Below are 12,473 nucleotides of genomic sequence, written 5' to 3'. Positions count from 1 at the left end.
ATTTATGACGGTTTGTGCGTTTTAGAACCCGTTCCCTTAGTTTCCATCGAGTAAACACAATACCGCCAAATCCTAAAATAATTAAGACGGATTCAACGATCACAACTTATACAACTTGCCTTTCTTAAACGTACAGGGAATTACTTTTTTCACGCTAAGGCAACTATAGGGATACCCATCAATTTGGGATCTTTGAACCTCAAGAGACATTGAACAAGGCGTTGCCAGTAGATCAGTGGAAATGCTTTTTCCTAAATCGAGCACTACGTACCGAGAAGATTGTTTCCTCTTATCCATCGATTCAACTCCTCTTTGCCCCCAGTTCCTAATGCCCTGTATCGTATGGGCAGAACGCACGATTGGATACGGGCGAATGCCCACGAGAGCGGTGGCAGAGACCGAGAGGGTTGCTGATATCGTTTCGAAGGAAACTGTTGCGAGTTACCACCGAAATAGGTCACTCCATTCGCTGGACGGAGATTTACTGCAGGCATACAAAAAAAGACGCCTGCTGGTCGTCATCAGCAAGCGCCTCTCTCCACTGATGCCTAATACCATCATACAACCCGCCGAAGCGGGTCTAACCAAAGTGTGCTGTTAAACATCTTCAACCTACGCTGCTCCCTCGTTCCATAGCTCCGGTCCAATTAGGGCACTTAGGATTCGGGCTGCGGATTTTAAATATTGTCTTCTTCGCTTATGCCACTCCGTAGCGGCGATAATCCATCGTTGATCTTCAGAGGATGTGACAACAATATTCCCCAGAGAAGTTCCCGCGATTTTGTCATGTTGGCGAGCCTCAATGAAGCATTCAACTGTCATTAGTATCAACAGTTCATCCCACTCACCTGTGACCAGGCGCTCAACGAGTTACCGGAATGTGAAACAGGAATAACTCGCACGATTGTAGAAAGAGCGGATGCCTTAAGCCAATGTTCCTATCACAAGACAAAAGTATCACGAGTAGAGCGGCCTACATATCAAGCAAACGATGCTGACAACTGCAAGGCACTCAGCTTCTGTATGTTAATACAAAATAACGCTTATTCATCCGTATTTTGCTGAAGCTGCTTCTTGAACATTCGCCCCCGTTTGTTCAACAAGGAATATGTTTACAACACCAACACTTTCCACTCGCTTTTGTATTACCTTCCCAGCCCAATTGGTGTCGTTCTTTGGCTATCAATGGATTTAGAATACCATGTCCAACTAAAGCAACTGATTCATGCTCATAAACACTACCACACCTAACCCTGAAAGAACTTGACACTCGACAGGTCATAATCACCAATATCGAACCCACTTGGTGTTTGTCCGTTCCGTTGTTCAAGCATTTGCATTTATTAATTCTAGAAAGCGAGGTGATTAGGATGAAGCCTAAAATGAGGGCTGTAACGATCAATATTCACATCTTCAATAAAAATACGAACACGGCTACTGCCAGAGCTAGGGCTAAGGCTAGGGCTAAGGCTAAGGCTCGTAAGTAGGAGGAGTCTGATTAACCAACAAGGGTACGGAGACAGGTCCGTACCCTCTTTTCATTATAAGTGAGTATCCAAGGGCAGGCAAAAGTTTTTTGTATTTGTCAAATCCATTCTGTGCGTTCCTATACACAGAATCATGCAAACACAACACCTGTTTTGCCCCTTGAATGCTGATGAACATATATGTATGCCGATATAATTCAACATGTGATTATTGTTTGGCGTATGCAACCACGGTAGCTGTCCACTCTGATTTCAATGTTAAAGCATAGCCTGTTATGACACATTGTTTTAGATAGGAGGGTAGCAGTACATGAGTAAAAAAGATGATTTCACAGACTTCCGAGCTCAACTTAAGAAATTGAAGCAAGAAAAAGCGAGCAAAAATTCCTGGGATCAAGATGATGAAAACGCCCAAGGTGCAATAGAGCGTGTGAAGTCCGCAATGATGCCAGTTATTAAAGCATTTGTTGATACAGATCATAATTTAGAAATACAATCTGATGAATTTCGAGCTATTTATATCTCGTACGCAAATACCAGGACTGCTACAAGTTTTACGAGTTACAACTATATTGCGCATAACTGCCCGTTGATATGAACGACACCTGTCAAGCCCCGTTTCGCGATGGGGTTAAAGGCTCGGCCCGAAGGCAAGGTTCGTCGACGGTTGGCAGACTGATATACGCGGGTTGGTTACCGCATTTCGTACCTCCGTCAAAGGGCTGCCTCGGACTAGTCACGTGCGTCAGGTTATTACCTTGCACAAACGGGCAACGAGGGTTCCCTGTACCGGATTCCTCTGCCTTCAGACCCAACCTTTAACCCATTTCTTGAATTGTTTTTTGTGTGCTATCTACTACATTGAGCCAAATAGTTACATAGCCTGCGATGTCTCCATCGCATTCTCTACCTCACATGCAATTGCCCATATGAAACCAAGTAGTTCTCTCGATACCGATGTCACTGCCACATTGTGATGCTTTCCTCTTGATACCATCCTCGTGTATTTCCGGTGTAGCCTGTCCTGTGCTCTCCATGCAATGTCCTGCACTTTCGGACTCTGTCCCTCTTGCCGTTTCTTGATCGCTCTCTTGACCGCTGGCTTATATCTATAGCACCAGGCCGCCTCACCGAGCACTCGTCGTAAGTGGGAATTTCCCGTCTTTGTGATTCCACCTTGCCACCTGGATGAGCCACTCGAGTACTCTCTGGGTACCAAGCCTGCATATGCCATTAACTGCTTTGGATTACGGAACCTCTTAAACTCTCCAATTTCAGCAACCAACGAAGTGGCTTCAACTTCACCACGTAGCGTTTGCAGTGCCTGAATCACCGGAGCACGCTCACTTTCTGTTGCCTCCAAATGAATAGCAGCCTCTAAACGACTGACTCGCCCGTCGATTTCCTGTAAGTGATGCCGATACTCCTGGAACACGACTTGCTCTCGACGGTCCGTCCAACTCAGTCCATCTAACCAACGCTCATACATCTTTCCCCAAGCTCGAAGCTTGGTTTGTGGACGCCTGTCATGTCTTAGAAGAAACTTTGACAGTTGGTGTCTTGCCCTGAGTCTATCTTCAATGGCATCCTCTCGAGCTCGTACCAAGTCCCGTAATGATTCGTTCTCTTCACTCGGTACAAACACCGAAGTTAACTCCCCAGCTCGGAACAACTGTGCCAGTCGTAATGCGTCACGTTTGTCCGTTTTCACCCTATCCCCCTGTCTGATGGGGATAAGAGAAGGTGCAATAACTGTACAAGACAAATCCATTGCGTGTAACAACCGATAAAGTCCGTACCCAGTTGGACCGGCCTCATAGCAGAATTCCAGCTGAACATCTTCGTCTCCCAATTGACGAACCAGGTTACGGATCGCCTCTACCGTGTGTGGAATCATCCCAACAAACCGAGAATCTTTTCTTCCTTCGTCAGCGACTGCAACTGCGATTTTCTCCTTAGACACATCCAAACCAACAAACTTTGTGGTAGTCTTCATAGTATCGGCTCCTTCGTATGTGGCTCTGCACTGGTTTCTCAAGATTCAGTGTAATCCAAGACCTACGAAATGGGGCCGGTGTCGTTCATTATGACTAACGACAGAAGGGCTACACTCGGAAGGCGAATGTTTATACATTCCAAGTGTAGCCCAATCTCACGTCTTAGTTAATCAGAATGGCAGTGGCAGATAAATCATGCCGCACCATTGATGAAGATGTATTTCCTTATAATTTAGGACGCATCTCGCCACGCCGCCTCGGGAAAGATAAAAAATAAAGAGGTAACGAAACGGGTGTTACAGTGAGACGCCATTATCGATTTAACAAACGTTTCATGTCGTTTGATATCTATCTCAGTATTATACTTGCAACCATTTGCCTACTTGGACATAGTTTATTTGGTGTCTTACTCAATGTGGGATATGGGCTCTGGGCTTTACGTACCCTGGAACGCATCGAACGAGATGAAAAGAAAAGGAAATAAAAACCGCGCCCTCTAGATGTCATCACCCGTTGCACTGGGGCGCGGTATCATTATGCAATAGCACTCTGATACTATAGCTTATCCTTTCCATGGTAAAAAATTCATATAGAATTTCTAATGGATTGATAGTGAGTTGGACCGTCAATGTTACAGGCTTTCAAGTGTGGATTTTTTCCCAATACTTCACCAAATAATTATGTTAACTAATTTGATACAATAATCTCGTGAGAAGGTTTGATACCTGTAAGCGCACATTTCAAGCCTTCTCCTCCCATACATACACGTAACAAAACTGCTCCCTTGTCGTCATTACCAATAGGTGCGGCCTTATCATGCAGCAAGCACTCAGGAGTTTCAGGATGTCCGAAACGGCACAAAATAAGTACCCTCCGCCTTGAAATCCTCTGGTAGCGTCCTATGCAGTTCTGCAATTTTCTCTGTTACGTCGATACAATTCTTAACGAGCGGATGCTTCGACATGTCCTCCATCTGTTGCTTAGTACATCGCATGCCGAGAGCTTGTTCCACGGGAGCCACCATTACGATCTCACCATAGGCATGTAACTCCTGGATGCCCAGGGTGCCGTCGAGGATACTAATTACCGAATAACCACACTAGTCCATCACCATACAGACGCTGCATATATAAGTGTGTTTTGTCAAGAAGATTTCCCTGGTTTTATCATCACTTTTTCCTTGGTGTAATCATCGATTTTTCCCTGGTGTGATCAACTAAAATCCCCTGGTATTATCACGAGAATTCCCTGGTGTATTTCCAGTTCTGTTTGGGTCATTTTTGCCGCATCAATGCGTGTTTTAGTCGGTAGCTTTCTCCCTCAAACACAACAAGTTGTCCATGGTGCGCCAGACGGTCAATCATTGCAGCAGCCATCTGGTCATCCGTGAAAATACCGCCCCATTTGGAGAACTCCAGATTCGTGGTGATCACCAAACTTCGTCTCTCGTAACTAGCTGCAACCACTTGAAATAATAGCTGCGCCTCTTCACGGTCCATCGGAAGGTAACCCCACTCATCAATGACCACAAGCTGAGCCTTTTCTAGTTCCTTCATTATGCGTTCTAAAGATCCAGCGCGTTTGCTCTCGCTCAGTCGTGTCACCAGGGATGCTGCGGTGAAAAACCTCGTAACAATTCCCATCTCACACGCTTTCGTTCCTAAGGCAATGGCAAGGTGTGTCTTACCAGTGCCGACAGGACCATACAGAACGAGGTTCTTTTTCTCCTGGACAAACTGACACGAAGTCAGTTCATCCAGGGACAAGGTAGAGGGCAGGCGAAGTGAACTGAATTCGTACCCCTCCAGCGTTTTTCGTACAGGGAACGCAGCTCGTTGAAATAAACGAATTCTCCGCTGACGCTCGCGGTGCTCCAATTCCTCCCGGAACACCTTATGTAGAAACTCCTCCTGTCTTGGCGTAGCTTCTAAATCGCATAACCGTACCGCATTCTGACTCAGGATTAATTGTCGGCAGTATTGTGAGATTTCTAGTCGTATCTCACTGCGGTCCATGCACTTCACCTCCGAATGCGGGTAGTAAAACATCATACTGGCTCATGTCGGGTCCAGGCTCCCCTGGCGTATCCAGACCGTAGTGAGCAATCCGAGCCGCAACAACTGCTGCATTGACCTCAATGCCTTGTGTGCGTTTGCGAACAATTGCTTCCTGTATCGAAGTCACCGCAACGTCCAAGCCATATTGGTTAGACAAATCCTTCATGAGGCGTAACGCTTGCCGTAACCCACTCTTGTCCTGCTCATCCATGTAATCACGAACCTCGTAGGACATTTGGCTACGCATCAGGCTGTTTCGCCATGCTCCTGGTTTTACAATCAATTGATCTAGCATCGTTAACCAGTCGACTGTGTCTGTCCGCTCTGTACCGAACTCCCTTTCGTGGCGAGAGATAACGTCACCCGCTTCATCAAGTGGTTCAATGAAATGTGCGCCGATCCGGACAATAATCTCCCGGTCTGCATACAGCGGCGAGGAAGAATAAGTGTGCTTGCCATCAAGTATGAACTTGCCATAGCCGTTGGTCTTTACATGCCCATATCGGCAAGATTCAAACGGCGCGTTTGGGAGTGCTCGCATGGCTTCCTTGTCCTTCTCAAACAACTCGCAGATAGGTACTCCTTTCTTGTAGTGCTCGCGGCTATTATCCAAATCGCATAGTTCGAATAATTCAGTGTTCCACTCATGCAATGACACTTTGGATGGTAGGGGAACCATGTAATTTCTCCGAGCGTAACCAACCTTGTTCTCCACATTTCCTTTTTCATGACCGCTATTCGGATTGCAGAATGTAATCTCAAATCCGAAATGGGCTTGGAATCGCTTAAACAACTGTGTAAGGCGAACTAGCTCTCCAATTCGCCTGCCGGCTGCTGTGGCATTGTCAATCACAAGTCGTGACGGAACACCCTCAATATGATAAAAGACGTCCATTAATCCTTGGCATAAGCATTCAGCAGTTTCACCGAGAAAGCACTGAACAAATCCTGCATTGCTATGCGGGAAAGATACCACCAGATACTTCGTAACGCGTCGCACGCCGTTTACAATCACATCACATTCACCAAAATCAGCCTGAGCCTCTCCAGGATGCCACTGAAGTTCAAGATAGCCCTTCTTACTAAGGTGCTGGCGTTGACGAAATGCGGTCACGTATCGGTTCACGGTCGGGTACGAACAGTTGAACTCCGGAAACTTTTTCACGAGTCGGTCATATACTCGCTTCCCCGTATGACGTTGCTTGTACCGATTTTTAGCATCTTGAAGAAGCCATGCATCAATGGTTGGTTTGTAGGGATCCAACTTGGATGGCTTAGACACTGGCACAGGCAGCCTTGGGGAGAAGTCCTCCTGCTTCATGTATTTCCGAACGGTCTTGGGATCTAGCCCCAATTCCTTTGCAATCTGATACGCTCCTTTCTCTTGGAGTTGCAGTTCCTTGATCCGGTGAATCTGCTCCATACTCATCGTCATCCTTTCTCCTCCTCGCATTTCTACAAAGAGGATTGTAAGAAGCAAATGACACAATTAGGAGAGATACACCAGGGAAATTTCCAGATCAGATCAGGGATTTCCTGATGACATCAGCAAGGATTTCTTAATGATTAGATCAGGGAATTTCTGATGATCGAAACCTCCATTTTTATTTGACCATACACATATATAAGGTTGCAACACTACCCAGATAGTGTATTATGGTATCTTAAGCCCTTATTCTCATCCGCCCCTGCACAGAGGGCGGTTTTTTCTTTTGGAGGCAACATGGCTGCATACAGTTTCTACCCGACTCACGTTGATGCATCTACACATCGATACCCTACATATACGCTTATCGAAGCGGGAACGGATCAAGAGGCCATTCACAAATTGGCTGTGGAGCATGAGATGCGGGTAGCGGAGTTGGAGCCCGATGGAGTTTGGATGGAGATGAAGGATGGAGCGTTGGTGAGGTATGCGGTAACGCGAAGGTGAAATGTTAATTGTAAAAGGCCAGTAATTAAAATTTTCGACCCTAACCAAACATTTCTTGGTATCATGTTTGCAAATACCGTGGGTGATGATGGAAGGAAGTTATTTATGTCTTTGCAAGATGAGATCGATATAAAGAGTTCTGAAATACAAACAGACAGTTACTCTATGTCCATCGGGGAATTAATGAATTTGTACGAGAACAAGGAAATGGATATTCACCCAGAATTTCAACGGTTTTATCGATGGTCTCTTTCGCAAAAGTCAAGGCTGATTGAATCAATACTACTGGGAATACCATTGCCCCCTATTTTTGTTTACCAAAGTCACAATGGTGTTTGGGATGTTATTGACGGATTGCAGCGCTTATCTACATTGTTTCAATTTGCGGGCATATTAAGAGATGAAGAAAAAAACCTTCTCCCCCCACTGGTTTTAGAAAAAACCTCTGAACTTCCTTCTTTGGAGGGGAAAAAATGGATCGGTGATGGTGATGACGACCTGAACTCATTCACGCTTGCACAGCGCCTATATATCAAACGTTCGAAACTCGACGTTAAAATTATCCTTAAAGGTAGCGACGAAAAGAGTAAATATGAATTATTTCAACGTTTAAACACAGGTGGTACAGAGCTTTCTGACCAAGAAATTAGAAACTGCATACTTATTATGATAAATAGGCAGATGTATCTGTGGATGAGAAAATTGTCTAAAGAAGAGGAATTCGTCAACTGCCTTCCTCTCACAGAGAGACAAATGGAAGAACAATATGATATGGAACTCCTTCTAAGATTTATGGTGTTTCGAAGAAGTACAGAAGACGATTTGAAAAATATTGGAGACTTGACTGAGTTCCTTACAAACAAAATGGTCGAATTAGCAACCTCTGAGTTTGATTTTGACGAAGAAGAAAAGGCTTTTCGTTATACATTTTCATTGTTGAATCAAACTTTAAGGGAAGACAGTTTTAGAAAGTACGACAAATACAGAGACAAATTTATTGGTGCATTTTTGGTATCATCTTTTGAAGTTATCGCTCTAGGAATAGGATACCATTTTCGTGATTTGTCCGAATCCGATTTTAACGGGGCCCAATTAACTAAAAAAATAAAACAACTTTGGGACTCTGTTCATTTTCCAGCATCTACCGGATCACGTGCGTCTACCCGTGTTCCGCGGACGGTTTCCCTAGGTCGGCAGTTGTTTACAAAATGAGTAAGCAAAAGCCGCGGACCCCAGAGGAATTTATTGACGCTATTGGAGAAGAGATGGCGTGGAGAAAAAAAGAGCTTTCAGACCTCAAGCTCACAATCCAAGAAAATAAAACATCGACTCGTGTCAAAAGCCTTATACGCAGTGCTATACCTGTACTTTATGCACACTGGGAGGGGTTCGTAAAATACTCAGCGACTCTGTACGTGACTTACCTATCAATTCGTAGGCTGAAATATGCCGAGGTTGCCCCTAATTTTGTGGCCCTGGCAATAAAGCAGAGGATAGAGAATGCGAGTCATAGTGTCGCAGCATTGAATGAAGTGGTAAAATTTATGATCGACGAATTATCAACGAGGCTATCCGTAACTACGGAAACGGCAATTAACACGCGTTCCAATTTAAATTCCGAAGTACTAGAAGATATTTCGCTTACAATCGGAGTTGATTTCTCAAAGTTTGAAAGTAAGCGAAACTTAATTGATGTAACCTTACTATCCTCCAGAAATCATATTGCCCATGGTCAATACCTGGAGTTTGATTTTAAAAGTTATCTAGATCTTCATGAAGATGTCATTGAACTTCTTGAAATTTTCCGTAGTGAAATTGAATCCGCGGTATTAGGCCATAAATATCTGCGGTCAGCTTTTGTAGTACAATCCCCCAGCCTGTCATCGAACATGCCTGTATAGGAATATCTACCGATACACAGTCCATAGATACTGGGGAGAGCGGTACAAAAGAGGACGGCCTACGCCGTCCTATCTGCATAAGGTTCACCGAAGAGTTGATGTCAGCATACAGCGATAGCTAGAACTTATGTTACACAGGTTTCAATCGGAGAAATGATGAGGCAAGCGACCACCGTCTGTCGACGTATTGCGTGTCACTCCGCTCGTTTCAGGTTAGGTCCCCACGGCGCATAGCCGGATTCCCCCGAAAGACCGGGCTGTCTCTCCAAGCCCATCTGTGATGCGTATTTGTTTACAATTTCAATGACATCTAAGTGATGGAGTTGTCCCAACGAGGCCGATGCTTCATTGCGAAGCTTAGGCTTTACCGGATACAAAGTAATGGGTTGAACCGTACCTTGTCGTACCGGAACCTCAAACACTACATTTTCGTTATAGCCATTAGCCACACAAATGGCAGTTACAACCCCCAAACCGTCAAAACGTGGGTCTGAGTTCACTGTTAAAGGGACAGACCAAACACCGTTGGAGTTCGTCAGCCCTGATGTAATGACTCGCCCGCTGCTGTCTACGACAATCACTCGAGCACCTTTTAATCCTTGATAGTCTGCAGCAGATACGACACGGAACGTGACAGTTGCACTTACGGTTTGTGTTTGTGCGTACGCTCTGGGCACATGCCAAGCCGGGGCTGCACTTATACAGATCAGGAGGGCACAAATTATAACTTTAATCCTTTTCAACCATACTCTCTCCTTTCGTCGATAGTATGGTGAACCATGTGCTGCCCCGGCATACGGCCTTATTTACGATGCCTGTCCCTCACTCGAAGGAGAACTTTGCTCCTGTTGTACGGGCGCCGACGCATCGATCTCTTTTGCGCTCTGGAACAACGGAAGCGCGCCAATCACGTCCACCGCTTTATCAGCAGTAGCGAGCGCGGCCAATACGGATGCCTGCGTGACAGGTAGTCCAATCTTTGCCGCTTCCGTGCTTACCACGAGTGCAATCCCTGTCTTCTGGTTAGATGTAAGAGCATCCAACCGTTTCCCGGTCGCGTGCAGAACCTGCCCGGCCAGTAGAACAAGTTTTGTGTTCTGCAAGTCTGCTTCCGCATGATCCAGCTTCGCTTTAACCCCGGCCAATTCCGGCAACTTGAGCAAGTCCTCGACTGCATGGATACCATCCGCCACAAACGGCTTTGCTTCCGATGCGACTGTAACTGCCGCCTTCTCCACCTTCACCGCTCTGGGCCCAAATACACGATTCAAGAGATGAGTAAATGCGCCACTACCTACGATTGTTACGATCACTGCGTAAATCCCAGTTGCGTTCACCACGTACGTCCCTCCTATTTGGTTGCATTCGGTGTGACTGTGAAGTTAAACTCACCATCGATCTTGAGATCGGTGAGAATGCCAATGTTCTTGAGTGCGGCCCAGTTCACATACGTATCTCCGTCAACAACAAAAGCCTGAGACTCAGCACCATTAACCTTGACCTTCGTCTCAACAACTTGGTGTTGCGGTTCAAAGTGCCAAACGTTATCCACCTTTTTGTCTTGCAGTCCTGCGTCTTTCCACAGTAGGTAGACCTGGTCACCGATTGCATACGCGTCGACTGTCTGCCCGTGGACAATTACTTTCATCGGGGTTGCTTGCACGCCGTTCACCCCCTCGCACCAGGACTTCAGTTCTGCGACTGTCCCTGCAAACACGTTGAGGTCTATCTGGTTGTACGGCGCGATCCCAGGCACCTTGAGTTGGCTATTGAGACCTGCCGTGTGTTGCCACAGGTTGTATTGCGTAATTGGTCCCGCGTTAGGCGGTTGGGATACGCTGTATGACGATATCCAAAGCGGCACATCTTTTAGGCGCTCTGGCTGCAAGCATTCCGTCAGGAACGCAGTGGAGGTGTAGAGCATGCCCCGCACACCTGTGAGCGCCCTAACTTCGGCAATCCACGTCAGAACCCAGTCGGTAAGTTCTTCGGGAGACAGCCCCTGAACATCTGTCCCATATTCCGCATCGATAGCAGGCGGCAACCCGTCAAATCCTCCGGCGCCCTCAATTTCCTTAACCATCGCCGTAGCTGCAGCTTGGGCCGTCGACAGCTTGGGGCGTGCGAATTGATAACCACCCCGCACCAGCCCGGCCTTCTTTGTTGCGGCGTAGTTCGCGGCGAACGACGTGTCCGGGGCCAGACCATAAAGCGCTCGGCCAATGGCAAACGAATAGCCGCCTTTGGCCAACGAAAAAAAGTCGACTACTCCCGTGTCTGAGGAATAGTCGACTCCCTTGGCCCAATTCAGTTGTGCAATTTGCAAAAAGACACCTCCTTATATATGTGGTGCCAGACTTACGAACCACCCGATGGCGCTCGCGATAATGGCACCAACAACGGTTCTCCAAAGCCATGTGTGGCTCTCTTCAATGCGATCCAAGCGCTTGTCATTTGCACGAGACAACTCATCTGCGCGGTCTGCTTTGTCACGCGTGCTTGCGCTGTCGGTTACCATGGTCTCGATGCGTACGATTCTTTCACGTATGTCTTGTGCCCATTCTGGAATCGGCTCTCGCATCACATCGCCCTCACCTTCTCCATGCTGATTACAGGGTCTTGCGCCAATGATTCAGGCGTTTCATCATTCACCCCGATTCCCGCCTTGGCGAGCGCCCACCCCACGTATTTGGAGCAATACCGCCGTTTCCTGTCGTTGTACTTACGGGCGAACACTCCAAACGTTAGTGCGGCAATGGCGAGCCAGAAGATGCCCGGCCAGTCATATGGCAACCCATCTTCATCCCTCAGTGCAGCAAGGAACTTGTCGCGCTGCTCTTTCGTCATCCTGATATGGCCGATATCGTATTCGCCGTCATACTGACCGATGGGCGCCCACCCGGACCGGCGAAATCCCTGCGCCTCTTGCACCTTGCTCTCTCCGACATACACTGCGACGTGTACGTATTCACACCTCCCATCCAACAACCACTCTTCGGCCATGATTGCATCGTCAACAGGGCTTCGGGTGCGCCCACGGACGAATATCAAATCCCCACGCTGTAGCATTGCGCTACCTCATTTCTGGACATAAAAAA

At 46.8% G+C, this 12,473-nt stretch carries 12 protein-coding genes; 4 read left to right on the top strand and 8 right to left on the bottom strand.

Annotated elements, in window-relative coordinates:
- Window positions 1–1,797 precede the first annotated feature (1,797 nt).
- Entirely contained in the window at window positions 1,798–2,085 is a 288-nt protein-coding gene (locus NZD89_RS05310; protein WP_268006721.1) for a hypothetical protein, read from the top strand.
- 276 nt (window positions 2,086–2,361) lie between these two features.
- Here the strand turns inward: NZD89_RS05310 and NZD89_RS05305 are convergent, their stop codons facing one another.
- The 3 genes from NZD89_RS05305 to istA all read right to left on the bottom strand — a co-directional run bounded on the left by NZD89_RS05305 (window position 2,362) and on the right by istA (window position 6,976).
- Window positions 2,362–3,483 carry an IS110 family RNA-guided transposase gene (locus tag NZD89_RS05305; RefSeq protein ID WP_268006720.1) on the bottom strand — a complete coding sequence of 374 codons (1,122 nt, stop codon included), beginning with the start codon at window positions 3,481–3,483 and terminating at the stop codon, window positions 2,362–2,364.
- A 1,275-nt stretch (window positions 3,484–4,758) separates the two neighbouring features.
- On the bottom strand, window positions 4,759–5,499 hold the full coding sequence (istB, locus tag NZD89_RS05300; protein WP_268004193.1) for an IS21-like element helper ATPase IstB: 741 nt from the start codon (window positions 5,497–5,499) through the stop codon (window positions 4,759–4,761).
- Window positions 5,486–6,976 (bottom strand): IS21 family transposase, encoded by a 1,491-nt coding sequence (gene istA, locus NZD89_RS05295; RefSeq protein WP_268005360.1) that lies wholly within the window; start codon window positions 6,974–6,976, stop codon window positions 5,486–5,488. The genes istB and istA overlap by 14 nt, the downstream gene beginning before the upstream one ends.
- A 288-nt stretch (window positions 6,977–7,264) precedes the next feature.
- Between istA and NZD89_RS05290 the strand changes: the two genes are divergently transcribed.
- The 3 genes from NZD89_RS05290 to NZD89_RS05280 all read left to right on the top strand — a co-directional run bounded on the left by NZD89_RS05290 (window position 7,265) and on the right by NZD89_RS05280 (window position 9,375).
- Complete coding sequence (locus NZD89_RS05290; RefSeq protein ID WP_268006719.1) at window positions 7,265–7,474, top strand: hypothetical protein; 210 nt, start codon at window positions 7,265–7,267, stop codon at window positions 7,472–7,474.
- A 105-nt stretch (window positions 7,475–7,579) separates the two neighbouring features.
- Window positions 7,580–8,686, top strand: coding sequence for a GmrSD restriction endonuclease domain-containing protein (locus NZD89_RS05285; protein WP_268006717.1), 1,107 nt, complete (start codon window positions 7,580–7,582; stop codon window positions 8,684–8,686).
- Window positions 8,683–9,375 (top strand): MAE_28990/MAE_18760 family HEPN-like nuclease, encoded by a 693-nt coding sequence (locus tag NZD89_RS05280; RefSeq protein WP_268006716.1) that lies wholly within the window; start codon window positions 8,683–8,685, stop codon window positions 9,373–9,375. The genes NZD89_RS05285 and NZD89_RS05280 overlap by 4 nt, the downstream gene beginning before the upstream one ends.
- Before the next feature lie 194 nt (window positions 9,376–9,569).
- Here the strand turns inward: NZD89_RS05280 and NZD89_RS05275 are convergent, their stop codons facing one another.
- From NZD89_RS05275 to NZD89_RS05255, 5 genes are all read right to left on the bottom strand, one after another.
- Complete coding sequence (locus tag NZD89_RS05275) at window positions 9,570–10,118, bottom strand: hypothetical protein (RefSeq protein WP_268006715.1); 549 nt, start codon at window positions 10,116–10,118, stop codon at window positions 9,570–9,572.
- A 63-nt stretch (window positions 10,119–10,181) separates the two neighbouring features.
- Complete coding sequence (locus NZD89_RS05270; RefSeq protein ID WP_268006714.1) at window positions 10,182–10,715, bottom strand: hypothetical protein; 534 nt, start codon at window positions 10,713–10,715, stop codon at window positions 10,182–10,184.
- Between the two features lie 11 nt (window positions 10,716–10,726).
- Window positions 10,727–11,701 (bottom strand): glycoside hydrolase family 25 protein, encoded by a 975-nt coding sequence (locus tag NZD89_RS05265; RefSeq protein ID WP_268006713.1) that lies wholly within the window; start codon window positions 11,699–11,701, stop codon window positions 10,727–10,729.
- 12 nt (window positions 11,702–11,713) lie between these two features.
- On the bottom strand, window positions 11,714–11,956 hold the full coding sequence (locus tag NZD89_RS05260; RefSeq protein WP_268006712.1) for a hemolysin XhlA family protein: 243 nt from the start codon (window positions 11,954–11,956) through the stop codon (window positions 11,714–11,716).
- On the bottom strand, window positions 11,956–12,444 hold the full coding sequence (locus NZD89_RS05255; RefSeq protein ID WP_268006711.1) for a C40 family peptidase: 489 nt from the start codon (window positions 12,442–12,444) through the stop codon (window positions 11,956–11,958). Before NZD89_RS05255 ends, NZD89_RS05260 begins: the two co-directional genes overlap by 1 nt.
- Between the last annotated feature and the right edge of the window lie 29 nt (window positions 12,445–12,473).

Origin of the sequence: Alicyclobacillus fastidiosus, from assembly GCF_026651875.1 — a bacterium.
Taxonomy (GTDB): Bacteria; Bacillota; Bacilli; order Alicyclobacillales; family Alicyclobacillaceae; genus Alicyclobacillus; species Alicyclobacillus fastidiosus.
This window is presented reverse-complemented; position numbering and strand designations above follow the sequence as displayed.

What these genes read in the sequence shown, in the direction of transcription:
- NZD89_RS05310 (WP_268006721.1), top strand. Translation starts at nt 1,798, where the DNA reads ATGAGTAAAAAAGATGATTTCACAGACTTCCGAGCTCAACTTAAGAAA.
- NZD89_RS05305 (WP_268006720.1), bottom strand. Translation starts at nt 3,483, where the DNA reads ATGAAGACTACCACAAAGTTTGTTGGTTTGGATGTGTCTAAGGAGAAA.
- istB (WP_268004193.1), bottom strand. Translation starts at nt 5,499, where the DNA reads ATGGACCGCAGTGAGATACGACTAGAAATCTCACAATACTGCCGACAA.
- istA (WP_268005360.1), bottom strand. Translation starts at nt 6,976, where the DNA reads ATGACGATGAGTATGGAGCAGATTCACCGGATCAAGGAACTGCAACTC.
- NZD89_RS05290 (WP_268006719.1), top strand. Translation starts at nt 7,265, where the DNA reads ATGGCTGCATACAGTTTCTACCCGACTCACGTTGATGCATCTACACAT.
- NZD89_RS05285 (WP_268006717.1), top strand. Translation starts at nt 7,580, where the DNA reads ATGTCTTTGCAAGATGAGATCGATATAAAGAGTTCTGAAATACAAACA.
- NZD89_RS05280 (WP_268006716.1), top strand. Translation starts at nt 8,683, where the DNA reads ATGAGTAAGCAAAAGCCGCGGACCCCAGAGGAATTTATTGACGCTATT.
- NZD89_RS05260 (WP_268006712.1), bottom strand. Translation starts at nt 11,956, where the DNA reads ATGCGAGAGCCGATTCCAGAATGGGCACAAGACATACGTGAAAGAATC.
- NZD89_RS05255 (WP_268006711.1), bottom strand. Translation starts at nt 12,444, where the DNA reads ATGCTACAGCGTGGGGATTTGATATTCGTCCGTGGGCGCACCCGAAGC.